General features: G+C 44.3%; 15 protein-coding genes. 8 read left to right on the plus strand and 7 right to left on the minus strand.

The annotated features are described in order from the left end of the window. Positions 1-217 precede the first annotated feature (217 nt). The 6 genes from HYU97_03690 (at position 218) to HYU97_03715 (ending at position 9,475) form a co-directional block, all read left to right on the plus strand. Positions 218-904 carry a hypothetical protein gene (locus HYU97_03690; protein MBI2335845.1) on the plus strand — a complete coding sequence of 229 codons (687 nt, stop codon included), beginning with the start codon at positions 218-220 and terminating at the stop codon, positions 902-904. Between the two features lie 213 nt (positions 905-1,117). Further along, positions 1,118-3,370 carry a hypothetical protein gene (locus HYU97_03695; protein ID MBI2335846.1) on the plus strand — a complete coding sequence of 751 codons (2,253 nt, stop codon included), beginning with the start codon at positions 1,118-1,120 and terminating at the stop codon, positions 3,368-3,370. A gap of 128 nt (positions 3,371-3,498) precedes the next feature. Further along, positions 3,499-3,795 (plus strand): hypothetical protein, encoded by a 297-nt coding sequence (locus HYU97_03700; protein ID MBI2335847.1) that lies wholly within the window; start codon positions 3,499-3,501, stop codon positions 3,793-3,795. Positions 3,796-3,991: 196 nt separating this feature from the next. After that, positions 3,992-4,351: a hypothetical protein gene (locus HYU97_03705; protein MBI2335848.1), complete on the plus strand. Its 360-nt coding sequence runs from the start codon at positions 3,992-3,994 to the stop codon at positions 4,349-4,351. 22 nt (positions 4,352-4,373) lie between these two features. Then, the gene (locus tag HYU97_03710) at positions 4,374-4,853 is read left to right on the plus strand and encodes a hypothetical protein (protein ID MBI2335849.1); all 480 of its coding nucleotides are present in this window, start codon (positions 4,374-4,376) and stop codon (positions 4,851-4,853) included. A 3,239-nt stretch (positions 4,854-8,092) separates the two neighbouring features. Then, positions 8,093-9,475 (plus strand): hypothetical protein, encoded by a 1,383-nt coding sequence (locus tag HYU97_03715; GenBank protein ID MBI2335850.1) that lies wholly within the window; start codon positions 8,093-8,095, stop codon positions 9,473-9,475. 5 nt (positions 9,476-9,480) lie between these two features. On the opposite strand, the gene HYU97_03720 is transcribed toward HYU97_03715, so the two are convergent. Continuing rightward, complete coding sequence (locus HYU97_03720) at positions 9,481-11,406, minus strand: hypothetical protein (GenBank protein MBI2335851.1); 1,926 nt, start codon at positions 11,404-11,406, stop codon at positions 9,481-9,483. A gap of 84 nt (positions 11,407-11,490) precedes the next feature. Next, on the minus strand, positions 11,491-12,135 hold the full coding sequence (locus HYU97_03725) for an outer membrane beta-barrel protein (GenBank protein MBI2335852.1): 645 nt from the start codon (positions 12,133-12,135) through the stop codon (positions 11,491-11,493). 148 nt (positions 12,136-12,283) lie between these two features. Here HYU97_03725 and HYU97_03730 point away from each other — a divergent pair, with 148 nt between their 5' ends. Continuing rightward, entirely contained in the window at positions 12,284-12,775 is a 492-nt protein-coding gene (locus tag HYU97_03730; GenBank protein ID MBI2335853.1) for a transposase, read from the plus strand. A gap of 54 nt (positions 12,776-12,829) precedes the next feature. Here the strand turns inward: HYU97_03730 and HYU97_03735 are convergent, their stop codons facing one another. The 4 genes from HYU97_03735 to HYU97_03750 form a co-directional block, all read right to left on the minus strand. Beyond that, positions 12,830-15,379: a hypothetical protein gene (locus HYU97_03735; protein ID MBI2335854.1), complete on the minus strand. Its 2,550-nt coding sequence runs from the start codon at positions 15,377-15,379 to the stop codon at positions 12,830-12,832. 169 nt (positions 15,380-15,548) lie between these two features. After that, positions 15,549-16,181: a leucyl/phenylalanyl-tRNA--protein transferase gene (locus tag HYU97_03740; GenBank protein ID MBI2335855.1), complete on the minus strand. Its 633-nt coding sequence runs from the start codon at positions 16,179-16,181 to the stop codon at positions 15,549-15,551. Positions 16,182-16,352: 171 nt separating this feature from the next. Beyond that, positions 16,353-17,762, minus strand: a complete 1,410-nt coding sequence (glnA, locus tag HYU97_03745) for a type I glutamate--ammonia ligase (protein MBI2335856.1) — start codon at positions 17,760-17,762, stop codon at positions 16,353-16,355. 149 nt (positions 17,763-17,911) lie between these two features. Further along, a complete protein-coding gene (locus HYU97_03750; protein ID MBI2335857.1) occupies positions 17,912-22,414 on the minus strand; it encodes a right-handed parallel beta-helix repeat-containing protein in 4,503 nt (1,500 codons plus the stop codon). Positions 22,415-22,588: 174 nt separating this feature from the next. On the opposite strand from HYU97_03750, the gene HYU97_03755 reads away from it, so the two are divergent. Then, positions 22,589-24,436, plus strand: coding sequence for a hypothetical protein (locus tag HYU97_03755; protein ID MBI2335858.1), 1,848 nt, complete (start codon positions 22,589-22,591; stop codon positions 24,434-24,436). 3 nt (positions 24,437-24,439) lie between these two features. On the opposite strand, the gene HYU97_03760 is transcribed toward HYU97_03755, so the two are convergent. Beyond that, positions 24,440-26,503, minus strand: a complete 2,064-nt coding sequence (locus tag HYU97_03760) for a hypothetical protein (GenBank protein ID MBI2335859.1) — start codon at positions 26,501-26,503, stop codon at positions 24,440-24,442. Positions 26,504-26,822 lie beyond the last annotated feature (319 nt).

Genomic DNA, 26,822 nt, shown 5'->3' on the forward strand with positions numbered 1-26,822 from the left:
CCCCTATGCCTACATGAGGCACTTGCTGACTGAACTGCCCCGATGCCAAACCGCCGATCAAATCGAAAAACTCGTGCCCCACAAAATTGATTCCAAGATTTTAAGGTAAGGTGTAGGGTGGGTTTGGTGATCGCTTACGAATGGAATATTGACTGTTTTTATAGTTCTTTTTGTCTCAATACAATTGAGCGCCTGCGGAGGAGGCTCTAAAATTGGTGTGGGTGAATCACCAAAAGATGTCGTTGGTGATCCGGAGCCACCACCCGTGGGCGAAACAAAGCCACCGGAGGCCGTTGGTACGCCAGAACCCAGCCCATCACCAGGCCCCATACCTACCCCGGTCCCTTCACCTACTCCGAAAGAAGTCAAAGATTGTTTAACATACACAGGCAACATTTCCACGGCCGCAGATCTGACCACAGTGCCCCATGGTGTTTGCAAAATCATCGGTGATGTAGTGTTTATTGGTATTAACTTTACCGATGAAGATATTACAAAAAACCTACCAAAACTCAATTCGCTTAAGTACATTGAAGGTACTGTTGGTATAATAAAGACAAATCTAACAAACCTGCACTTCTTTCAAAATGTCCTGATGATTGGCAAAGACCTAAACTTGAAAGGAAATACCGATCTAAAAACTTTAGACGGTTTGGCTTCCCTAAACGTAATCCAGAAAAGCTTGTATATCATCGGTAACAAAAGCTTAGACAACATCGATGCCCTTTACGGCTTAAAATTTGTTGGAGCAGAAGCCCATGATGGTAGTGCAGCAGTGATAATTTCTGGCAATCAATCACTTGAAGAGACTGCTTTAAATGAATTCACTGAATTCCTCGATACACATTTAAACTTATCAAGTGCTGGTGGTACAATGGAATTCTATCCTAATAAAGCCGATTAATTAATTCAATGCAAGTTAAACACCCCCGCCTTTAGGCACTCTAAGCCTAGAGGCGGGGGTGTTTTTGAAGCCTAATGTAGCGGCCTTTTTCACTGTATACCGATGGTATGCGAAATCTGTTCGGGACTTAACTCATCACCCTACTTCATCACATAAGTTTCTCGATAAATATTTAACGGGCAAGGGTTTGCCCTTAAGGGGGTTTAGTTTATTATGGCAGGGCCTACTATTTCGCCAAATCCAGTGCCTATTGCGCAGCCTAGCGTTTTAAAGCCAACCGCAGAAACACCTCAAGAAGAAGTTGTAGAGCTTTGGGAAGAAACCCCAACCAGTAGGACAGCCGTACCTTTGCCCGATCCATGGGTTTCTCGACCTTTAAGCAAAGATGCCCGATTGCTTGGAGAGTGCCCCTTTCAAACTCCCATCATTGAAACGGCTAACTATGAAAGCTTTGTGGGCACCATGGAATTTCTGATCGGAGATACGGGGAGCCTACTCCAAGACCCCCTAAATATCAGCAATGGAGCTGTATTTCGTTGGGTTCATCAACGTGGCGGAATTCCGCAAGACAAATTGTTGCAATTGTCAGAATGTGAACTAGAAAATTTTTTGGTTTTGATGCGATACATCGGTATCGACCCAAGCGCTTTATTAGCAGAAGCGGCGCCCCTTGATCCAGTTTCCCTTGAAGGTTTACTCAAAAATAGGCCTGCCTTGGCTTACTTTTTCGATACCGCCGTTGATTTGAAAAACGAACACGCCGCTCAGCTAGATTACTTGCTCGGCCAAATTGATCAACACGGTCTTGTTTTTTATAAATTTTTTCGGTTGATGGCTGTCTTAGAAAAACTCAGCGGCAAACCCTGTTTGTTGCCACTCCCTGTCACAAAGCACTCAACTTGCCAGAAAGCCGCTGCCTTTATTTCTGAAAATAAAATTTCTTTTAAGGCCTTAATGAGGCTTGATGCTGTAGAATGGAATTCATGGATAGATTGCTTTCAATATTCGAAAGCTCGTGAATGGAACCCTGAAACCTATATTTCACCGTCACTGGCAGCCGATCGAGATCAATACCTAAAATGGTGTTTAGAAAAACCCACTCTCCTTAACTTTGTGCCTAAACAATTTTTAGAGGATCCTAGTTTTGTCGCCTCTGTTATGATTACTCATGAACGGGAAAATCCTGGGTGGCTTTGGACATCCTATGAATCTCATCGTGAATTCTTTTGGTCTGGACTTGAGCCCTCATTAACCTACTTAATGCCCGACTATCCCCTTCGCGAATTTTTCAAGTTACCTGAGGAGGAAAAAAACCGAGCCTGGGGCTATTTGCAGGCTCAAATGAGGGCAAGGGGAATTTTCTTTCCCTTTAAATTTAACGGCTACAAGGAATTTTTTACACAACTAGCAGAACATCAGCTTCATCGCTCAGATCGATTTAGTTTAGGAGAACTTGGGCAAATTTTTGAAAATCGTAGGGACACACAGGACCCACGAAAACGGTTACTAATGATCTATCCCACTGCAGATTGGAATAGAGCATTTGCAACCACAGCTTATGAAATGAACAAACTTAGCAAAGAATATCTTGTTCTCTATTATGAGATTAATTCTAAAGAAGATTTACTCAAGGCCTTACAAGAGGGAACCAAAAACTTTACCCAAGCTGCACATACGTTGGTATTGGGCGCCCATGGCAATCACAATGGCCAATATTTTGGGAGCATTGGCAGAGAAGGCCAACTAGTTGTCACCGACTTTTATCCTGGTTCTAAAATTGCCGAGGCCTTGCGTCAAGCTGTTGAAGTGAGAGTGATCTTAGAATCATGTTCTAATGGGATGGGAAGAAAACTTCTGGCAAACTTTGCAAACACCGTCGCTAACGTTGTAAAAGATGGTGTTGAGGTAATAAGCTCACCCCAAATAAGCTCTGCAACTTTGTCCCTTAATAATGGTGATGATCGCCAAGCAGAGATAGCCTACCGCGATGATGATCAAGAAGCAGTCGAACCTTACCTAGCCTATGGTAGTGAAAACCCAAAATATTATTCCCCTAATCTTCTGTTTGGCATGGTTTCTTATTGGAGACCTCATTCAGGAGGGCACTCCTTATTTAACGGGATGGGGTTCTCTGCTGCGCTGGGCTTTGCCAATTTAGATGGCTTAACTTTGGCAGCTGGCTTAGATTACAACCTTACCTCTCAACAAGAAATCTTGCCGACCCTTTCTACCTTTTACCAATTGAGTGATGACGTTTATTGGGAAAATAAATTTGGGATTGGCGTTGGGCTCCCTTTTTTGGACCCCCCCTACCCTACTGCAATGGGATCCTCAGGCTTGGGCGCTGAAATTGTGTTTGGAATAAAATTAAAAGGTGGGGTTCGGTTTAGTTTTCCCCTCGACGATCAACACCACAATGAAGATTACATCCCCAGTCTCTTTCTTGGAGTTGACTATTTTCTCTAAGGCCTTTTCATTTCGCCTTGCAACAGTCTGTATACAAAAAGTATACATAATTGCACCTTCTTTAACTCCTTCAATCAATTCCTCATCACCGCTTAATCGATAATCAAGGCTTAGAAAGGAGATGTATTATGAAACATTTCATTATTAGCTTAGTATTAAGTATCTCGATTTTGGGTTTAGGGGCCTGTGGGGGAAGTAGTGCTGACCTCCCACCGCCAGAAGAGGAGGCCAAAGAAGCATTTCAGGCTGTCGCAACGCCTACGGCTGTCGCAACGCCTACGGCTGTCATAACCCCTACACCAGAACCTTCACCTACTGCACTTCCAGATGGTGATTCCGATGGAATTCCGGATGCAGAAGATAACTTTCCTAATTGTAATGATTATGCGGCCTATTCGTGCTCGCAGAGGGTACGACAAGAATAATCGTCTATTTTATTTATAGAGAAGAATTGGCCTTGAGACCAACATACTCAAGGCCAATTCTATTATTAAAAAAAGTTCCGTATACCTTTGGTATACGAAAACTTGGCGAGTCGGCATTATTCATGCGGCCAAAAATAACTAAATCCCGATAAGGTTATTAGGACCAGCTAGTAACTTTAAATAAAGGGGTTTAGATATGAAGAACGTATTACTATTAAAGCTTGTCATGGTTGCCATGTTAATTTCGGGCGTAGTGGCTTGTGGAGATGCAGGCGACTCGGTTGATGTTGAGATTCCAAAGGCCCCTGTTGCCAGCACACCACCTGAGGTTACTGTTCCTACGCCACCGCCTACTGATGGGCCCATGACTCAAGAAGAAATGGTTGAATTTGTGGCTAGCTTGCCAAACGGTACCCTTGAAGCCCTGGCTGAATTAGGCAAGAGCAAGCAAAAGACGCGCCCTCCAGTGATTATTCAAATACCGGTGAAGCCCGTATGTCCAGAAGGAGAAATGCTCCCAGCCTATGATTGCACTTCTGCTACTATAGAAGAATAAAATAGGAATTAAAGGATTTTTTATGAAAATTATCTCCGTGTTTACCAAGTTTTTATCGATTGTTTTATTATTATCAGGGTTCATGGCTTGCGGAAGTTCAGACACCTTCATAGAAATTGTGATTCCAGAGGTTCCAGAGACTGAAACGACTGTATTTAATCCCAGTGAAGCGGCTGAAGAAGCACTCACTCCTGAACCTTCGCCTACGCCGTCTCCGAATGAAGAAGAAGAGCCTCTTGAGCGCTCTACTATTCCCGACTGCCCTGAAGGACCGCTACCTGCTTATAATTGTAAAACTGTCCACAAAGGGGGGAAGGACCCCAGCCGCACGCCTTCTGTCTCATTAGCCGCTGCTGCAAATACTACCTCCGTTGTTAAGGAATATATGGCGGAACAATTGGCGAAATATCGTCTCGATGATTTAATATTCGATGATAATAACGCCGCACTGTCTGAGGCAACAACGCCTGAAATGGAACAATTAGATTTAGAACTCAAGTAAGCACACATCGTATACGCGCAGTATACAAAAACTCTGTTTTTTAAGGGCTCCCTAAAACTCTACCCCTTTCCAGAATCGATAACAGCAATAAGGCACGGCAATACCATGGACCTATTGTTGGCCTTTCGAATGGGGTTTATGTGGAATATGGATTGCGTGTACGGTTCAGTTTAGGCTTTTTTTTGATGCTCTGTCTTGGTTTACTTGGTTATTCCAAAGACCTTTACGCTTGTGCCGGTGTGTTTCCCAATTTTAACGAATGTTTGTGGGGCTTCGAAAATAACGAAACAATTTCTCTTGTCACCCTTGAGGGCCCCGATGGCTCAAACCTTAGCCTAAAAGAAGGCTGGGTAGGCAAAGACATCCCTATGCTTACTTATGCCAATCAACCGGAAAGTGCGGCAGGGGCTCAAGCTGCACGCATCCAATTTAAAAAAATTGCTAGCATCACAAGCACAAATAAAACGGGGCAAGCCTATGGGATTCGTCGCCAATTAAAAAGTGGAGAGTGGAATAAAATACAGGCCCTCAGCCTCCAATATAAAATAGGAAGCGATGAACCAACTTCTGCTTTGGTACCCCAAAATAATTTTGCCCCTTCTGATAAAGACATTTTTCAATTTTCGATTGTTTGCCAAGATGGAACGATCCAACCTCCCATCGGTATTGATGCCTTGTTTAATTGGAGTTTTACCAATAGCTATAAAAAAAGATGGCGCGATGATATAGCCAGCCTCAAGAAAAATATCCGTTGCTCGGGGGATCCTGAGCTGGGCCCTTACACAGCGGACGCTCTCATTCTTTGGCTTGATATCCCAGAACCCATGACACTGTATTTAGACGATGTGCAAGGCATCTTTGATCAAGCCTTAAAATCACCTGCCGATTTTGCGATTGATCTGGGAGGCTCTTACACTGAGGCTTCGGCCTTTGCGGTTCTCAATTCTGTCGCCGATGAACTGCAACCAGCCCCTGAAGGAGCTATCATCAAGGCCTATGGTTGGGCAAAACCCCCTCAAGGTTCCATCAAATCTTTTGTTAACAATTATATAGGTGGCAATCATTATCCTTGGATCGTCGACGCCGTGCAGGCAGATTTTATGCAATTTGTCCCTGCAAATTATTGGACAAACGCAGGCATGTCTCAAAAAGCCACCTTTCGGCTCGAATTACCTTATCAAAAACAATCAGAACAAAATTACACGGTTTTACTTCTCCTGATGGATACCGGTAATGCAAACGAATTAGGACGATCCCACTACATGGACCACAGCGAGTATTATGCCAATTCGAGTGATGAAAATCCAGAAAAACGCCGCATTGAAATATTTCAAGAGGGCAACAAATTAACTTCTAAAAATGTTTCATCCCTTTGGAAATCTGGCGGAAAACCAGACAAAGGCTGGCTAGAACAAATGATGTCAAAAGAACCCGATTATAATACAAATATCTTTGACTTTCATTTTGCTCACAAACGCCAATGGGTTAGACTCGATTTTTCAATTAAAAAAGGAATTGGGAATCCCGAGGATGGCACAACGGTTGACATTGACCTAATGCCAGGAGTTTCTTTTCCGTTGGCTGCAATTTTTATTTTCAAAGACAAACAAACAGCCGATGATGACGAACTCACCCAACCGATCGAACAGTATTTTAAAATGTTTCAACCAAGTATCCCGCTAGTTTATTCACCCCCCTCCAAACAGGCATCGACACTAGCTCCGAAAAAGAATCTTGTGGTTTATCCTATTTCGGTTGGATCAGCGGTTGATCGATATGCTGCCCCGATCGATGAAGAAATCGAATGGGCCAATAACTTGGTTGATAACAAGTCTGCTCTCACTCTCAATGGTTTTGCTGGCGAGCGCGGGCAACTCGAACTGAATATCTACGCTCAAACAGCAGTGAATGATCTTAGTATTACACTGTCAAACCTTGATGAACTTCCTCAACCCAAAATGGAAGGCGGACGTTATAGTATTTATTCTGAGGGTCTTGGTAATCATGGTCTCAGCCCCTTCCTCATGAAAGTGCGCAGTTTTTTGCCGTTTAATGATTTCTCTTATTTTAAAATTCTTCAATCCAAGCAAAACCGCCAAGTGTTATTGACCTGGGATTTTCCTAAACAGGTGAAAAGTGGAACTTACCAGGGAAATATCGTTATTAAAGGTGGTGGCACAACTTTTTCTTACCCTCTGCAAATCAATATTTTGCCCTTTGCTTTAGAAACCCACTCGTTTGAGGGGCGTTTTTACAACGGAGACAATTATAAATCCTACATTCACGAAATAAACCAACTCAATCAAATGAATTGTTTTTATACTCAAAGCAGTCACGCCAATATTTCGACCAACACCCCCGAACATAATTGTCAGATCGGCAGTAACTCCGTAACATTGGATGAAGCAAGAATTTCAGAAATTATCGATACAACAAAGCATCATTTTCGACGTGGTAACACGCCGATTTGGTTGACAAGCGTGGTTAATGATAAAAATCCTCAAGAAATTATTAACTGGGATCAGCCCCCCAATGCAAACATTGGAATAAAAAACCAAAGCCTCTGGTTTTATAATGACATGGTTAACCCCAACATCCCACCGGCTTATTCGAATCAGGAAATACCGAGCTTTTTACCAAGCGACAATTCTCTCATCGTTCACCTTGACGCTCTCTATCAAACAGCCATGGTCTATGTGGCACGTAACAATAGTACTGGAAAGATTTGTAATAACGATTTTTTTGGCTCAGGTGTGGGAGACTTGCCTCCTTTAACGGATAATTGTAGTTGGAAACTAGAACCGATGGGGGTTGGGGGCGGTATTTTCTTGGGCCCTAACGACTACCAAATCGTCTCTACTTTTTTACCCAAATGGATCCAAAACGTTACCCATTTTGTCAAAAAATATTGGAGCAATAAAGATATTTATTATGACTTTTGGGGCGAATTGGATAATGCGCAAAATCACCTTAACGATGTAGCGGAGTATAAAGAAGATTATTATTTAAGCGGAGTTCTTGATCTTGGGTGTCAATTTCGAGATTTCCTAAAAAAAGTCGACCCTCAGGCCAAAATCAGCTTACGCATCAATGGCCTGGTTGGTTTAGCCGTTGCCTGTAACTATTGCACGCCTGAAGGTAAGCCCGGGCATTACAAGCCCTTACCCTTTCCTATTGCATCCTACAAAAACACCTCCCAAAATGGGCAAACGGTTAAAGAAAAATATTCCCCTGAACAGATGAAACAATTTTCTCAAGGAAACTTTTCTGCCATTGCGCAGGCATGTCTCAATAGTACGGATTCATCGCCAAAATTTAGGGTTTTTGCCAATCACGCGATGATTAAAAAATTTGAATACCAAGGCAAAGCGATAACCCCTATTGAATTATTGTATCAAAGTAGTCGGGAAGTCGGCTTTTACAATCATGGCTATGGAAGATTTGGGCATGGGTTCTATGCCATGGGGGTTGCTTACAAACTTTTACAAGACAATAAACAAGAAATCTCTGCCCAGGCAATGGCCTCTACGATTAAGATTGCACAAGAACATTACGCAAAAGAAGTGGGGGAATGTATTAATGAACTCGATGGGGACTCGGGTCGTACAACACCCGCGCAAGCCTGCCCCAGTGGCATTGTTTCTACACCAGGGTGGGAGGGCATGTACCAAGGCATGTCCGATGCTCACCATGTGATTACACTATTCGATTTACTATCAAAGGCTGAAACGAAGCTTGACGCAGCATTGCCCACAACCCTTCGTGGAGAGCTTGACGCCATACTTTCCCAAATACCCATAGCAGATGTCAAAGCACTACCTCCTGAGGCTATTGGTGAAATGGCGGGCTGGGATGGCCCCCAAATGGATAAGGTGCGGCTTTATTTAGCAAACTATATTTTAAAGATAAAAATCCTGCTGGGGGATTTTGAAAAACAAAATTTATCAGATTTCGATGGCGATGGTATTTTAACGGAAAATGATAATTGCCCCCTCATGGCTAACCACAACCAGGCCGATGAAGATATGAATGGAATTGGGGATGCCTGCCAGTACACTGCCATTGTACCTAAAATGCCACCTAAACCAGAAACTATAGGTGAAATTACAAAACCACCTTCTTATGAGTTGACGCTCGACGTTATAAAATCATATGCGAATTTCTATGAACAACTTAATTTCAACAAACACGCTGCTCAAAAACCAAATTGCCCCCCTGAAACTGTTTTAGTGGGCGACCTATGTTTCAAATTCCCTACTACGTCAAACTCAAATGACAATGAACCTCTGGAGTCGAATAACAATGAATCTCCGGGGAATGAACCTAACGATTGTGCTATGGAGCTTGAGTCATGTGATAACATCGACAACAATTGTAATGGTCTGGTTGACGAAAATTGCGATTGCTCGAGCGGAGACGAACAACTGTGCATTCTTCCCCTTGAAGAATACAAACCTGGGATTCAACAATGCATTGATAAGCAATGGAGCACTCATTGTGAAATGACCGACGATGACAAAGCTAACAATGGAATTATTTTCAAAGATGAGCAGGACAAAGCCGAACCACTGCATGACTCTCCAAGCATAATGGGCGGTGGTTGTTCACTCCACAAAGGATGATGACATCATTTTAGAAAAGTTTGGATGAGTTGATCGATTTGCGGGTTGGGTTGGCCGTTGACTAAGGCCTTGCCGTCTTTGTAACTGAACTCCATCGATAAGGTATCGGCTTTGCGATCAATCACTGCATAAGGTGTTATCATCATCAAGCTACTTGAAGTGCCAGGTTTGATTTTATCTAAAAACTTTTCGAAAGCACTCAACGAATTGATCTTATTAAGATAAGATATTTCTAATTTTTGCCAAAGATAAGGCAGCACTTTGCTTTGAACTGCTGGGTTTTTGCTTAAAGGCTCGCTCGTGAGTTCTTCGGGGTTTAAATTTAAATCTTTAAGATTAATGCTGGTCTTAAGATCGATCTCATCAGAGAACCATTGTGGCCTTAGATCCACCATTAAATAGAGATTAACCCCATATTGACCCTTTAACAAAGTTTGAAAAAAAGGTGCCATGTCTCTGTTGGGTTGACTCTCCGCCAGCATGCCTTGGGCATAACTGCGAATCGATTGCCAAGGATATTTAAAACCCATCTTTAGTTTTGCTGATAAATTTTCTAAAGTACCAACCGGGAGCTTGGGCAGATTGGCGCTGCCCGCAGCACTGATCATATATTCCAAGCCATTTTCGTTCAGGTCAAGGGCTACCGTAAGGTCTTTCAAATTAAAATTCGATTCACCATCCTGATAACTCAATTGGGCAACTCCAAGTTGAGATTTCCATTGGAGTGGGTATTGAGCAAGTGCGGTTAAGTAAAAAGGCCATAGTTCCCCAACCCCTAATTGGTTTTGAAAGGTTTTGCCTAAATAACGATAATAAGCGCTCAAAAAATTTGCATAAGACATGCCAGGATAAATGCTGGCAGAAGTTGCACGAACTTCTCCTAATTCCCATTCGCTAACTTTTTTCTCATGATCGGCCGTTTTTATTTTGAAGCCTTTGGCACTCATATCGGCATTAACCGAAAACCCATTGGGGCTTTCTTCTAGAAGCACAAGAGCTTTCATGGGTTTGATATCAAGCGATTGGTTTTTTTCTTTGTTGGTATAATGTAGGCCGTCCCATGAGCCTTCAGCTTTTGAAAACATGGGGGCAAATTCTGCAATCCAAGTCGATAGATTATCTAAAAGCATTAAAGGATTCTTGGGATCTTTTAAAACGCCATCGAATACCGACTTGATTTCTTGGGTTATTTCTTGGCGTCGCGTGATTGATGCATGTTTAATCGAACCTAGATAATTAAAATGCAGCCCCTTTAGGGGAATCATTTTAGGGGTAGCATCTTCTTTTAACAATAGATCGATGCTTCGAATATCACCTACTACTTCCCAATGATCTCTTTGTTCACGAGTCACCGATTTTAGAACCAAAGCAAGTTTGTTGAATTGAACTCCGTTTGAGATTGCCGCAGCCCCTTCGGGGCCTCGCAATGACAAAAAGCCTAAATTAAATTTGACTTCCCACTGATCAGGATTTTCATTATCGAAGGATAATTTTAAATTGGAAAATTTAAACTCCTTTTTAGGTTGAGGAATGACAATGTCGCGAATGGTTAATTGCGAAATTTTACTGGGGGATTTGAGATAAAAAGCAACCCCGGCTAACTTAAGCTTATCAATTTTATACTCATCGATCGTTAGTAAAGCATGTTTGCGATCCCAAGGGCAGGTCCGTAATTTAGCCCCAACCACTTGGAAGGGGGGGGGTTGTAAAAATTGTAAAGTGATGGGCTGAACACCAAAGGAAAGATAAGGTAAAAAGAGGCCCTTGGTTCCTGGTTCAGCAGGCGGGAGGGTGATTTTTAAACCCATGCCTTGGTAAATGCCGCCTGATTGAAATGCCTTGAGACGGCTTTGCATTTGGTAGCGGGTCCAAAGCAGGCCTGCTACCACGATCAATAAGATAATAAGAAAAATTTTGAGAAACTTTTTCATTATAAAACTGAAGATTGCTTTGCTATCATGGATCCCGGATCACCGGATCAAGTCCGGTGCAGGCTCGTCCGGGATGACATGGAGTTAAAAATGCACACCTATGGCTCCCATCAGCGACAACTGATAATCAAAGCCACCTCTAATAATCAGGGTGTCCACTCCAGCTACATCTTCACGTTCTTCCTGTAAGAAAAGTAGATCGTTGGCAAAATCTAAAGCAATAAATAGGGCACGATAATTAAGCTCGACCCCTCCACCCAAGCTCACCCCGCCACCAAAGGCCCCCACTTTGTCATCATCGACTGGCGCATTGACAAACAAACCATGAGCAACCCCACCCACTTTTACATAGGGATAAATTTTTACGTTTTTATCTTTTTCGGCTTGGCTAGTTAAAAAACTAACTTTGGCGTTGAGGCGAATATTTAAGGCATGCTCGCGCCCTTGCCCGCCCGAGGTCTGACCTGTGCTGGTGGAATAAGCAATTTGAAGCTCGGGGGCTATCCAATTGGTAATGTTATAGCCCAGCCCTAAGCCAAAACCAGACTCAAGATCACCGCCAAAGCGTATACCATTGTCTACATTGGTGTCGTGATCGAGCAACATCATACCACCCATTCCATAGAAGAAAAACCCTGTGTGATTGGTGCGCACGTCAAAGGCTTGCACGGGTTTTATTAAAAATAGAACCCCCACTACAAAAGAAATGATAATGAATGTTTTCTTCATTTGGGGTGCTATGCTAAGGATTTTTCACCAGATCGTCAACTGAAGAGTACTAAAAACACTGAGATTGCTTCGGGCCTCATGGGCCCTCGCAATGACAGATTCAAAATCCTATATTGACTCGATGCGGCACTTTCAGTAGATGTTAACTATGCCTCGACCTAAACGAATTTTAATTCCGAATGCTTATTATTATATCTCTAATGAGAGCAAGGGGAAGAGATCTGCCTTTAGCTCTGCTACCGACAAAAAATATTTTACCGACCTCCTTCATGAGATCGCCAAAGAGTTCAAACTAAAAGTTTTAGAATATAGTTTGACCCGCCAGGGCTATCATTTGTTGATCCAGATGCACGGGAAAAACCTTCCCCTGGCTTTGCGTTCGCTTAATGGTATCTATACCCAAGATTACAATCGAAAGTACCAAAAGAAAGGGTCTTTGTTCAAAGGGCGTTACAAATCGGTGCTTATGAGTGAGAGGCCCTATGTTACACAGATTGCAAATTATATCCGTAGTTTTGCCAAAAAATCTTTGCTTTCCAAGGTGAGTGAAGACGTTTTGCAAAGGCTCAACCCTAAAAAATGGCCTAGTGTTTTGGGGAGTGAAAAGTTTTTGAAGAAGATGAAGAAGAAGACGAGATAAAGTGGAAGAGATTGCCACGCTCGCCAATGGGGCTCGCTCGCAATGACATGTTTTTTACAAAAACACTTTGTCGTAAATGCTGCGAACCTTTTCCCGATACATCAAACATTGTTGCCAAAGATCATCTCCACTCTTAAACTCAAGTTGCTGGCTAAGTTTATTTAAAAAATCATCCCCCTTCACGATACGGTTGATCTTTCGTTTGGTAAGCAAGTAAAGTTTCGATTCCAAGGTGCGATAAAAAGTATAAGCCTCTTTTAAAAATACGTTAGCTTCGTCTTCACCTAAAATCCCCAATTGAATAAGCGCATCTAACCCTACAAAAGTGTTTACTTCTCGAAGGGTGGGGTATTGTGCCCCCTGAGTCATTTGTAAATATTGCAAGATAAATTCAATATCCATCAGCGCGCCCCGGCCTTTTTTAAAATCAAAGGCCAAATCGGTTTCTTGCCCCAATTCTTTTTCCACACGCATCCGTAAATGGTGCATTTCAAGACCGATTGAAGCGGGAAAACTCGTAGAATAAAGCAGGGCATGCAAATGGCTTTGGATCACCGAGGCCAAATGGGCATTCCCAGCAATCGGACGCGCCTTTAACAAACTTTGCCGCTCCCAAGTTCGAGCGGATGATTTTTGGTATTCCATAAAGGCTTCTAAGGTGGTTACCAGCGGACCTTGATTGCCAGAGGGTCTTAACTCCGTATCAATGCTATAACCAATCCCTGCCGGAGTGAGCATGGTAAGGATAAAAATAAATTTTTGGGTCAGGCGGGCAAAAAATTCACTATTGCTTATTTTCTGTTTGCCATCGGTAGTGCCAGGTTCTGAATAAATGAAGATAACATCTAAATCGCTGCCATAGTTGATTTCCATCCCGCCTAGTTTACCCATCCCCAACACCACCAACTGGGACTGGCCTAACAATTTGCCCCCTCGCACATAGGTGGGTTTGCCAAATCGATTTTCAATTTCTAATGTGGCAAGATTGAGGGCCTGTTGACAAATTAATTCAGCCACTCGACTCAAGCGCAACAAAATTCTTCGCCTCGAACTGAATACATTTTTCTCTACTTTTTGGATTTCTGCCTCTTGTTCTTTTTTGAAAAACCGCAAAAGGTTAATTTTTTCTTCTAAGTTTGAAGCGCCATGAAGTCTAAGGCCTAAGGCCTCTCGCATGGCAAAAAGTTCTTCTGGATCTTCTTCACTATACAAAGTCTTGGTTTGAAGGGTCCATTCTTCAGCAGCAAAAAGTTTATTAAAGACAGATTGCACGCCCGTCGTCACTTGCTGCAAATCGGCTGAGAAGGTTTTTAAAATAAGTTCATCTTCGCCCGTGTAACCCATACGCTTGGCAACTTGAATTTGTTCTTCCGACTCATCAGAAAGCAAATGGGTTTGCAACTCTTCAACTATTTGTAAACGATGTTCAAGTTGGCGTAAAAAAAGATAACTTTTGCGCAAAATTTCGGCATCGGATTTACTCATGAGCCTGGCGTGCTCTAAGCGAGTAATCGATTCTAGGGTGTTAGTGTGGCGCAAAGTGGGTTCTCGCCCGCCAAAGATGATCTGGAGCGATTGCACAAAAAATTCTATTTCTCGAATACCCCCAATGCCTAACTTAACATGAAAACCGGGGCGATTTTTCTTGGTAAGCTCTTCATGAACTTTTTGTTTCATGCGCACCATGGAAGCCAAACCCTCGATGGCGTAATAACGAGGGTAGACAAAAGGGCTAACCCGACGAATAAATTCTTCGCCTAAGGGGATAGAACCCGCACCTGGCCTTGCTTTGCTCAAGGCCTGCCGCTCCCAATCGGCCCCAAAAACTTCGTAATAATTTTCTAAAGCCGATAGCGAATTAACCAAAGTGCCAGATCGACCTTCAGGGCGTAACTCTAAATCGACTCGATAAAGAAACCCTTCGGCAGTCATTTCTTCCATAAAACCTTTTAGCGCTTGGACATGTTTGACAAAAAATTCGTGCAGGCTCAAACCTTGGGTAGTGGCGCCAGCATCGGTTTCGGTGATGACCAGCAAATCAATGTCGGATGAATAGTTAAGTTCTCGCCCCCCTAATTTGCCCAACATTAATAAATGATAGGCACAAACACCACCTTCGGCGCGCAAGGGCTTGCCCCATTTGCTTTCACTCCATAAAAAAGTTTGGGCGTCAACGGCTTGAAGCAAGGTAGAAGCTAAGTCGGAAAGTTCGGTTAAAATGGTTGCTGGCTCGATTCCAGAAAGATCTTTTATCGTAATGCGGGTGAGTTCTTGATATTTATAAACGCGTATGGCCTGCAGCCAATCGGCGAATGAACTGCATGGGATAACTTGAATCTCGCGCTGATAAACATCGGCTTCTTTAAGCTGATGCAAAAAAGGGGAATTTAAAATGCCATTAATAACTTCGGGATGGCGGAATAAAAAGCGTGGTAAAAATCGGCTATTGCCAAAAATTTTTAGGAAGCCGGTTGGAGCTTTGGGAGAGCAAATAAATTCGCGGCCCAATTGGCGCTGATAGCTTTCTAAAAATTGTGTAAAATCGTGCTGGGCAATAGCAGGTTGGGCAGACTTAGAAAAAATTTGTTCGGGTAAAAAATTCATAATATAGAAGATCGCTTCGCTATCATGGATCCCTGCCTTCGCAGGGATGACATTGTCCAGAATGAATGGATGCCGGATCAAGTCCGGCACGACGGTATTGCGTCATCCCGGGCAAGCCTGCCCCGGACTTGATCCGGGGACCCGGGATCCATATATGACATTCTATAACTTAAAGTGATGTTTGTAATTTTTTCATAAACATAGTTCGAGAGATTTCTTTGGCACCAAAACTTTTTAATAAAGGTGACAAGGTCTGCACGTCTAGCCAAGTATGCCCTAAAAGCTTTAAGTATTCCACCGTTCGCACTAAAACAAATTTAGAGGCATTGGGTTTTAGATAAAACATGCTCTCGCCTGCGAAATAATTTTTTAGCTTCACTCCATACATTCCCCCCACCAACTGATCCCCTGCATAAGCTTCAAAACTATGGGCATAGCCTGCCCGGTGAAAACGTTGGTAAGCCTTCGCCATTTCAGGGGTAATCCAGGTGTCTGATTGATTTTTGCGATTGCGACTTGATCGGCAGGCTTCGATAACTCCGTGAAAATTTTGATCGACTGCAAAGGTAAAGGGGCAATTTTTTAAAAATCGCACTAAACGTTTAGGAATTTTAAATTCTGAAAATTCTAAAATCCCTCGCTGAGGGGGAGCAAACCATAACAGGGGTTCACCCGAGACAGGCCAAGGAAAGATACCATTGGAATAGGCAACTTTTAGGGTTTCGACTTCTAAATCACCACCCATGGCAAGCAAGCCGCTTGCGTCGGCCAGATCAACACTGGGGAAATAAGCCACGACCATGAATATGATGATACAATGAAAAGAGGGAATAAAAAAGCCCGGCGAAAAAACTGGCTTTCTTGTCATTGCGAGCCCAACGGGCGAAGCAATCTCCTATATTTAACCGATGAGATTGCTTCGCCCGTTGGGCTCGCAATGACAGAGGGGTCCCTCTAGAACGCGCAATGACAATTAAATGTCGTAGTAAAGTGAGAATTCGTACGGTACGGGGCGTAGTTTCACGGGGTTGATTTCGTTTTCGATCTTGTAGTCGATCCAGTTGTGGATGACATCGGCCGAAAAGACATCGCCCGCCAGTAAGAATTCGTGATCTTTACGTAACGCTTCTAGGGATTCTTCTAAAGAACCGGGAGTATGAGGCACACCGGCTAATTCTTCAGGAGACAAAGCATAAATATTTTTATCAAGGGGTGCGCCGGGGTTGATCTTATTCTTAATCCCATCGATGCCCGCTAGCGTGAGGGCTGCAAAGGCCAAATAAGGATTACAAGAAGGATCAGGGAAGCGCGCCTCTAGCCGTTTGGCCTTAGGAGAGCTGACCACCGGGAGCCGAATGGCCGCCGAACGATTGCGGCTGGAATAAGCCAAATTCACCGGGGCTTCGTAACCTGGCACCAAGCGACGATAAGAATTGGTGGTGGGGTTGGTAATGGCGCAAAGGGCCTTGGCATGTTTTAACAAACCACCGATATACCAAAGTGCCATTTCAGAAAAACCGGCATATTTATCGCCCGCAAACAACGGCTGCCCACCCTTCCAAATGGATTGATGGCAATGCATACCACTACCATTGTCACCATAAAGTGGCTTGGGCATGAACGTGGCGGTTTTGTTATTGCGCCGAGCGACATTCTTAATGATGTATTTGAACCACAAAAGTTTGTCGGCCATCTTGGTGAGTGAATCAAAGCGCATATCAATTTCGCATTGACCCGCGGTGGCCACTTCATGATGTTGGGCTTCGATACGAATCCCCACCTTTTCCATTTCTAACATCATTTCAGTTCGAATATCTTGCAGACTATCGGTAGGTGGAACCGGGAAATAGCCCTCTTTAAAACGAGGCTTATAACCTAAATTTGGACCCTCATCTTTGCCTGAATTCCAACGACCTTCTTTGGAGTCGATGTAATAAAAACCATGCTGGGTGGTTTGATCAAAGCGAATATCATCAAAAATAAAGAATTCGGCTTCGGGACCAATATAAATGGTATCGCCAATCCCCGTGGACTTTACATAATTTTCGGCTTTTTGGGCAATGTAGCGTGGATCGCGAGAATAACGTTCTTTGGTGATGGGATCATAAATGTCGCCAATGACCGATAACGTAGGCACTTGCATGAAAGGATCAATGACCGCAGTAGAAGCATCGGGGATAACAACCATGTCGGATTCGTTGATGGCCTTCCACCCACGGATAGAGGAACCATCAAAACCCAAGCCGTCTTCAAAGAGACCTTCGCTCAATTCGCTGACGGGAATGGAAAAATGTTGCCAAACCCCGGGGAAATCGATGAATTTAATATCAACTACTTTGGCCTTGGCTTCTTTAGCTAAGGCAACGGCTGCTTTTGCGTCCATAAGAGAACTCCTTCATAGAAAAATATTATGGATCCCGGGGGTCTAAGCCCGGGATGACGGTGTCGCAACTTCGTTAATCCAGGTGCAAGATTATTGTCTAGAACAAATTCCCTTTGTGATGATTTTTTTTTGGGTAGTTAGCCTAATATTTAGGCAGATGCAGAGATTTTGGGCAAGAAGATTCGGCCTAGCAACAGGAATAAGAGGAACAACGCCCACCCGCCCCAAGGCAAGCCATGGAATGCCGTTGGTTGCAATTGACAGCCGCTGCCGGCAAAACCATTGGTATCACCACCCTCGCCGCTGGGGCTAGGGTCTGAAGGAGAAGCGGTTTCGTTGAGCGAAAAATAGACCACCTCCCCGGTAGAGGTCATGGTGTAAATCTCTTGGGCTCCATCAGTATTTTGGTCCATGAGTAAAAAGTCGCTACCTATTTGCGCTTGTTCGGTTTCTCCTACTAATTGTTTAGCATTAGAAATATCCGCAGCAAAAGAACTAGAACCATAGAAAACGTAAATAACCCCCACATCATCTTGTTCACAAGGTGCGCCCACCATTAAATCATCAAAACCATCGCCGGTAACGTCCCCCATCGCAAGTGCTTGGCCAAAACAGGCGCTTGATTCATGGTCAAAAACGAAACTCGCGTTGGCTGCGGTAAAATTGTAATCGGCCGTTAATGGGCCTAAAAATCCATACACCCAACCGTTGTTTAAGCTTAAGACCAAATCTATTTTGCCATCGCCGTTCAGATCGCCTTGCGCCAGGGCCTGAACTTGCCCACCCAAATTAATGGTGTGTTCAATCTCTTCACTAGAAAAGCGCTCGCCCATGACCCAAGCGCGCCCGGCTTCGAGCAAGGGCACGGTTTCAACCGAGGTAAATGGGTCAGCACTTGATACAAACGTCAGCTGTGGATTCATGGCCAGGTTGTCGGGCCCCAATAATAATTGGGGGGGCTCACCCGGCACTAAAGAAACCAAGAATAAAGAATAAATAGGATAGGCTTCACTACCTTCGATGAGACCAATCAATTGGGCGTGGTTATTATAAATGTAGGCGAAACCATGCTCGCCCGCCCCGGGGGCAGTCATGAGAAATTCGGAAATCCCGTCGCCATCAACATCGCCCGAGATTAAGTATTTGCCAAGCTCATCGGTGGGATTAAGGGCGCGGATTTGATGAAAACCGATGGACTCATTCGCTAGGCTAAGGCTCGAAGGGGTTTGTAAATTTTCTTCTTTGGCAACGTGGCTGCTCACCGGCTCGCGCAAGGTCAAATTACCTTTTAACTCAGTCCACGGCACACTTGATAAATACACGGTGTTGGCACAAGGATCCACAATGGCCAGATAATCTTGCTGGCTCACTTCGACATTATAATCTTGGCATTCCACCGCAATGCTGACCTCGCCAACTTTTAATTGAGTAACTTTAGTACCATCGTCTGCGGTGGTGTGACTTATATAAATGGGCGTGCCGTGTGCATTGGAGACAAAGGGATTTTCCAAAAAACCTTGTTTGGGATTGGCCAACATCACGGTGATCTCGGTAGAAGCCGCAGCCGTGTTGCCTTGGGAATCGGTTACCAGCAAGGTGAGGGTATCTTTACAAAATTCTTGGCCTGCCGCAAAAACAGCAGAAGTCGCCGGCGTATCGGGTGTTAAGGTACCACAACCACCCCGTTTAACAACCCACTGGTAATTAAAAGGCGCCACCCCAGAAACCTCGGCTCTTAGTTTAACCGTCTTACCTGCATCGAGGGTGATCTGCTTAGGCAAGGTAACACGTGGTTTGGGGGTTTCATCGTTATCCACCAAGGTAACCCGATAGTTGGTTTGTGAACCTAGGCTGGCTTGAAGCGGATTTTCTAAAGTCAAAAGAATAGTTTCGTCGGGCTCATCCACGGCATCGTCGATAATATTGATCAAAAAAGTACCCTTCGTTTCGCCCGCTAGGATGGTTACGGTATCAGACAAGACCGAATAATCTATGCCCGCACCTTGTGCTGTCCCTGACACTGTAACCGAAACGGTTACAGGTAAGGCCGAAGGGTTGTTCAACTCCACGGGAATGTTCAATGTAGCCGAGCCTTCCCAATGCGATTGACTGGCCTTGGAAAAATAAACTTGCGGAGGCCGATCATCATTTTGCAAAGTCGCTACACCGAGGTCGTCAACGATGTTTGCGTCTTGGGTGGCAGTGGTTAAGCGCAAACCAAATGCTTCATCGGGTTCATAGAGCGTGTCCCCTTTTATCGTAACCGTGAGGCTTGCTTGAGTGCTCCCTGCCGCAATTTCCACAACGGCGGCAGTCTCTTCATAATCAATCCCCGCCTGTGCAGTACCCGCTTCGGTTTGATAGCCGATGCTGATGGGCAGCGGATAAACGTGGGAAAGGGTTATGGTAAATTGGGCGGTGGTGGAATTGGAATCGCCTTCGTTAAGGGTGACATCATCAATACTCACTTCCGGCGGAGCCACCCATTCTACGGCCCCCCTATCCACGCCTTCCCCTTGCGGGCGCTCGGTACCATAAATATCGTAAGTGGGCGCGTTTGAATCATCCCCTTGGTCAACAATGGTTATAGATCGAGGGGTCAGGTCTAAAATTTGATAGGTGTTGCCAACCACCGCAAAGCTGGTGAGACTATTATCACTTAAAACGTTGAGTTTATTAACCGTGTTACCACGAATAAAAAAGTAATGGGGTTTGGCATCACCGGTATCGGCGATCAAAAAGAAACCCTTCCATTGATCAGGGGTCCAGGTTTGAGTAGCATCGGTTAAGGTTGTGGCGCTAATCTCGGTGGATATTCGGCTAGCCAGCACCTTAAACTGAGGATTGTCGTTGGTTCCGTTACTTGCCACCGTAAGATTGTTGAGCTGCCTGCCTCGGTAAAAAGCATAGCTTATACTATTCAACACCGTGTTGTTACGAATGAGGTTGGTGGTGTTTTGGCTCCCATAAATTCCAATGCGGCTGTTGAGAATAATATTGTTTTGCAAAAGCCCTTGCGTAGAATTGCCTGAATAAATACCATAAAAGCTTGTGGCATCGTCGTCGGCTAAGACAACGTTACCATCAATCAGCGGGGAGGCTAAATTTTCAATAAACAATCCACTGCCCCCGTTGGCTTGAACCACCAGATTTTTAATAACCAGTCGCTGATCGATTTCGCTGCCTCGCAAATGAAACACCTGTTTTTGATTGGGCCTGGCTTGCACAATCGCCATGCCATCACCCCGCACACGATCGGCCCGCACGGTGATGAGCCTACCCGCAAAGCCAAGCGGGGCAGGGCCTACATCGTGAACCCCACCTTTTAGCCAAACTATATCACCGCTCTTGGCCATGGCCATGGCATAACGCAGGCTTGCGCAAGCCACCGCAACACAATCTCCATCATCTATTCCCAATAATGCATCTACTTGTAACCGCCGGTTTAATTCTAAAACAGAATCGCTGGCCTTTACTGCACCCCGATCGGCGGCACCACGGGTATTGCCATAAACATCCAGGGACGGCAAACCAGTTAAGGTCCCCGTCCCTGCTACTGGGGAATTGGAATGGATAGCGAAATCTGTTATCACAAAGGCTGCTCCCAAAGTGCCAAAGGCTGTGCCTTCCCAGACCTCGAGCATGCTATTGTTGCTACGCACTGTGAGGGTGTTTTGGTTATTCCCCATAATATAAAAATATTGCGCACCGCCGGGGCGATTGGCATTGGGTGTCACAAAATAACCTTGCCATTGATTGTCTGCCCAATCGGCACCGGCAAAACTTAAGGTCGTAGCGGTCAAGCCAGAAGAAAGCCCCGCCGTTAAAACATTGAACAAAGGATCGTTGGTATTGTTAGTCGAGTCACTCGAACAATCGGTATCATCAAAATTGTCGTCGTTGGCAAAACTCGTGTTATAGGTGGAAGGAAACGTCGCCGCACAATCGTCAAAACCGTTGTCGTAATTATTATAAGCCAAATTATTGCGCCGGTTGCCGTAAGAAAAGGCATCGCCCTTGGCATTTACCACCGTATTGTTGGCAATAATATTATTGGCGTTGTCGTCTCCCAAAATACCCCAATAAGATTCTAAAATAATATTGTTGCGGATGACGAGATCTTTGCTGCCCCAACCATAAATGCCACGATACCCACTACGATTATCATCGCCAATGATGATGTTGTTTTCGATGATGGGAGAAGCATTGCCATTGACCACTAGGGCGTGGCCGGCTTTGGCTTTAAGCACGAGTTGACGTAAGACCGTTGTGTTGTTGATTTGGGGTTTGTTAAAAAGAAATAATTGAGCAAGGTTTGAACTTGCCTCGATGAGAGTTTGGTTTTCACCTCGCAAGCCACTCCCTTGAATAATAAGATTTTTGGTATTGGGATTAATCGTCGCAGTAATCGAACAAAGCCCGGGGGCAATTTGAACCGTATCGCCAAGGCCAGCTTGCATGACGGCACGCGAAATAGAACGGCAGACCTTCGTTGTGTTGTTGCTACAATCGTTGGTATCGCTGCCGCTTTGGCAATCAACATAACGGATTAAAGCTTGAGCAGTGGCTGAATAAATGAAACTGGTGGACAAGAAAATTAAAAGGCCCACGCCCCTCAGCCGATAAAGCTGTCGCACCCATCCCCTAACCATATCCCGATCCCTAACTTTTTTTTAAAGGAACTATCCCAGTTAATTAAAAATCCCAGACACTTAAAATTGTACGGCTTTGAAGAGCGGGTTGTCAAGATTTTGGATAAAATCCTATTTTGGCACCTTTACTATTAGATAGTGCCGATTAATTATAGATTGAGGGGGAGATTCGGGTTGAGGGTGAGCAATATTTCTAATCTTCCCAAGGGCTTACGTGAATATCTCGTGGCCCAAGATTTTCAATTATCTGATAATATCCAACCTAGCACGGCTAATCCACAAGTGGGTGATCGCCCCGACGATGGCAAGGTTTCTTTTTTGATTCAAGGCCGTCAATCGTCTGTCTATCTTGTAGTGGGGCGTAATGATCGAGTGGGGGTATTTAGAGATTTTTCACTATTAGGGTTTCCCCTAACTTATTTCCCGGTTCATATTGGTGCTGTTAAAGATATTTCCCGTTGGGCAGCAAAGATTGATCCCCCCACCGGACCTGATTACTGGAATACTGCTATTGCCGGTACAGAAAATCGAGCTTCACGAAATGCAAACCGCGGAATAACCCTAGCTACGGGAGTTGCCCCAAAGGGTTATCTTGAAACCAGCAGTCTCCGTGAATATTCAGAGCTACCCATAGGCCACCCTGCCAAAGATTTTTTAGAAGGGCTTTTACAAAAATTTGGTTCTGAAATTGATACTACCGCTCGCAATATTCGAAATCTAGATGAACGGCGTGCCAACGCGGCTCACATCAATAACCGTCATTTCCCAATGTTGTGGGACATGAAATCAACCAAGGCCCATTACGAAGCCGGACAAATCATTGCCGAACAATTTTCCTACATTTTGACTCAAGATAAAGTTCAGGTGATATACCCGGGGGCTGGAGGCAATATTGGCGCTTTGGCCACGGCTATGGCCTTGGTGGACCATGGTGCAAAGCAAGTTAAATTCATCATGACAGAAATTGAAATTCCAGGAAAACCCACCACTGTTCCGACTGATGCGCTACAAACGCTCCCGGCATGGATGGATGCCAATCCCCAATTGCAGGGTAACCTAACTTATGTTCGTCATCCAGGTTTAGCAAATGGATACCGTCTGCAAGCACAATTTTATTATAAAGGGGCACGGATCGAACTGGAATATGCCATCAATGATAGCCCTGGTGATCTTTATTTTCATCCAACAGATATTAACAACGCCGATGTTGTGTTAGTGCATGATCCCTACAGCGAGGCTGGGAACCCTGAAGCTTTATTACTCAAGCAAATTTTACCTGAACTTAAACCATCCCATTCTCCTAAAGCTATCGTGATAGCTAACGAACTCGATAATAATCAAACCCTTGAATATGCTTATCTACGCCCTTCCGTGCTGGCCCTCCAAGGTTGGAAGGTCCCGGCTAGTTTTGGCCATGGCGGGATGTACCCCTTTCGCAACAAACGGGTAGACATTGATTATTGGTCGATGGCGGAAATTGGGCAGGCACATAGTGGCTCGGGGTTGGTGGTATCTTCCCAGAACGGTTATTGGCAGGCTTTGAAAAATAAAGAACAAATCCAATTATGGGTTGATTTTTGTAGTATGGCGGGTGGGATTGAGGCTGAGAGAACTGGCGACCCAGGCGCTCCAGAAAGAGATTTTATGTTACGTCAAACCTATTGGAAGCGAAAGAATATAACCAAGCTTGAGCCTGAAAAAATTTATGCCTTTCTGAATGAATACCTTCCTCAATTGACAGCAACCGAAAGCGAAGTGGTGGCGCTTGTGTTGGCACGATTGGTTCTCAGCAATTTGCTTGATGATATGGGCTTCACTGATGATGAAAAACACGCTTTGTTAAATATCCCTGCACCGTTGAAACATGCAATGTTTTCTGCTTTAAAAAAGTATCGTATCCTAAAAGAGCCTTCCCACCAATGGGATCCTCTTACCACAAATTCTTCTCTGGATTCACAGCGCCAAGGCCTCATTAATAAAATTGATCAAATGATACTTCGGCTACAAAGGATCTATTACTAAAAACTAATTCTTAAACACATTTCTTTTTACGCCTCGGAAAAGTTTTTGCCGAGTGGGGGTGGACCACAAATTGCTGTCTTCTAAATCTTCTTTGACCAACAAACCTTGGGCAGCTGCCTTGCGCAAAGGGCTGGCTAGACGACGTAAAAATCCCCCTATCGTTACCGCATCTTCAATAAAATCTTTTCGCTCAAAAAACTCTTGGGCATCCGCAAACTTGGCCATAACATCTAAGGCTTCTTGCGCCTGATTATATTCTAATAAAAACCTTGCCCAATCAACATAAGCCTCTAAGTCTAAGGGATCGTGCATAGCCTTGCGAGCCCAATAATTAGAAATTCTTTTTACCCAAGGTCTTGGGTCAGCAAAAGATCGGGGCAAGGCAAACAGCGCCTCTTTTGCAATTTTATTAAGATAAAAAGGTTGCTCTTTTAAGAGCACCAAACCTAAGGCCTGTTTATCCCGGGAGGCCGCCAACAGCTCTAAATAAGCCGCGCGGCTGCCTGCACCAGGCTGTAATTGGCAATGCCGTCTTGCCAAGTTTAAGGCATCGTTCGGCCGACCCTCTGAAAGCAATTCAGATAAATATTCAAAGGTAATGGCATTGGGAAATTGCTCGTAATATTTTCGAGCTAAAGCAATTGCCTCGGGTTTTTGTTTGGCTTTGATTAAAATACGACCATAAGTTTTTAACATTCGGAGAGAATGATAATATTCATAAGCACGCTTGGCCAAAGCAATGGCTTGGGGGTGCTTTTTTTCTAAGCCTAACATGGCAACGGAGTAAACGACCTGATTTTCCGAGGGAGGGGACGCACTGTCAAAGATGGTAATGACTGTTTTAGCATCAGCATCTGCAGATGCTTTGAGAGCTTTGTCGCCCTCAGCAGCGACTTTAGCTAGAAAATTTTTAAGGTCGCGTTGGGGAATTTGCACCCCGAATCTCGCATGATTTTGCATCCAATGCTTTTCTTGGTCGGCAATCACCTCAAACCCTGGATTAAAAGTATGATCAACCACCATGGGCTCATAATAATAATCTTCCCAGCCAAGCCAATGACCTAGCTCGTGCGAAATGGCCCTGGCACCGGGGTCTGTTAAACTAGGTTCATCCCAATTCCCCATATTGGCGCGCCCTGATTTTACAAAACTAACGTCGGCATAGTCATTGGCACCCGCGGCAACAAAATGAACTTTAAGGATGGCTTGCAGCGGCCCATGTTCTAAAGAACGAGCAAAGACTAGCTCAACCCTTTGGGACAAACTTTGTAAAAATGACTTAGTTACAAAGGCCCCCATGCCTTTTTTTGCGTTTACCGTGAGTGTCGTTTCAATTAAAAATCTGTTCCCCCCCAAAGCCGTAACCGCTAAATAGCTATCTGCTTTTTTCACCGTTTCGCCGAGTGTAAGATCGATCCAGGCGCGCGGGTCATCGGGTTTTGAATCCCCCTCCACACAAACCCCATCGTTATCTTGATCTAAGGAACAGCTACGATCTAAGGGCTGAGGGTCTGCATCGTCGTAAACACCATCTTCGTCGGTATCAAAATAGGTAGGCCCTAATTTTCGATAAAGATCAAACAATTGGCTTCTTAGCCCACTGCGGAAGCGCTCAATATCTCCCAAGGTGGTTTGGCCAACACAATGGGCATTGACCAAAAGGCCCCCCACCAACAAGGCTTGCTCATCCATCATGGTATTTAAACCCGCCAGCAGTTCGGTCACCAGCAAGCGCTTGCGCTCTAAGGTCGCAGGCTGGTTTAACTTTTCACGATACCTTTCAATATAGTCATGGGCCAGTTTATTCATGCCCCTTGCACATTGAACTTGAGCGAAGCCACCCAAGTCAGGGAGGAATCGCCTTAAAACGGAATGTTCCCCTTCACGCTTTAAATGGGTCAACACCACGGCTTTGTCGGCATCTGACAGGGCACTATATTGTTGGGCAAAATAATCGAGTTCAATGGGGTGATAGGTAGCCTCATTCACTTGCGGCGAACTGTCTATCTCATAGGCCGCACGAGTGCGCATGATGAGCTGAATTAAATTGTGAGCTGGTGGGGCCATACCCTTCCTTTTTAAGTGTCTCCAAAAATCCAAAAAAATTTACTAAAAATACACTTTATTGGCATGGATTCATAATTTTGGACTCAATATGCCAAAAATGAAATTTTTGTGAAAATTACCAATATAAACTAATAAAAACAATAAGTTATGCATCGCAATTTGTGTACAAAAAGAAGTACTCTTTGCCCAATAAAGTATTATTTCACTCAGTTAAAGACTAAAAATGAACAGATTATACACACTAATTTTGTTCCTCCGTCATGCGGTTTGCTTCTCATTCACAGTTAAATCCGGGGCTTAAGTCTGATGGCACCCTTCT

The organism is Deltaproteobacteria bacterium, from assembly GCA_016183235.1.
Lineage (GTDB): Bacteria > UBA10199 > UBA10199 > DSSB01 > JACPFA01 > JACPFA01.

Coding starts and splice junctions, on each gene's coding strand:
- HYU97_03695 (MBI2335846.1), top strand. CDS start 1,118: ATGGCAGGGCCTACTATTTCGCCAAATCCAGTGCCTATTGCGCAGCCT.
- HYU97_03700 (MBI2335847.1), top strand. CDS start 3,499: ATGAAACATTTCATTATTAGCTTAGTATTAAGTATCTCGATTTTGGGT.
- HYU97_03705 (MBI2335848.1), top strand. CDS start 3,992: ATGAAGAACGTATTACTATTAAAGCTTGTCATGGTTGCCATGTTAATT.
- HYU97_03710 (MBI2335849.1), top strand. CDS start 4,374: ATGAAAATTATCTCCGTGTTTACCAAGTTTTTATCGATTGTTTTATTA.
- HYU97_03715 (MBI2335850.1), top strand. CDS start 8,093: ATGAAACAATTTTCTCAAGGAAACTTTTCTGCCATTGCGCAGGCATGT.
- HYU97_03720 (MBI2335851.1), bottom strand. CDS start 11,406: ATGAAAAAGTTTCTCAAAATTTTTCTTATTATCTTATTGATCGTGGTA.
- HYU97_03725 (MBI2335852.1), bottom strand. CDS start 12,135: ATGAAGAAAACATTCATTATCATTTCTTTTGTAGTGGGGGTTCTATTT.
- HYU97_03730 (MBI2335853.1), top strand. CDS start 12,284: ATGCCTCGACCTAAACGAATTTTAATTCCGAATGCTTATTATTATATC.
- HYU97_03735 (MBI2335854.1), bottom strand. CDS start 15,379: ATGAATTTTTTACCCGAACAAATTTTTTCTAAGTCTGCCCAACCTGCT.
- HYU97_03740 (MBI2335855.1), bottom strand. CDS start 16,181: ATGGTCGTGGCTTATTTCCCCAGTGTTGATCTGGCCGACGCAAGCGGC.
- glnA (MBI2335856.1), bottom strand. CDS start 17,762: ATGGACGCAAAAGCAGCCGTTGCCTTAGCTAAAGAAGCCAAGGCCAAA.
- HYU97_03750 (MBI2335857.1), bottom strand. CDS start 22,414: ATGGTTAGGGGATGGGTGCGACAGCTTTATCGGCTGAGGGGCGTGGGC.
- HYU97_03760 (MBI2335859.1), bottom strand. CDS start 26,503: ATGGCCCCACCAGCTCACAATTTAATTCAGCTCATCATGCGCACTCGT.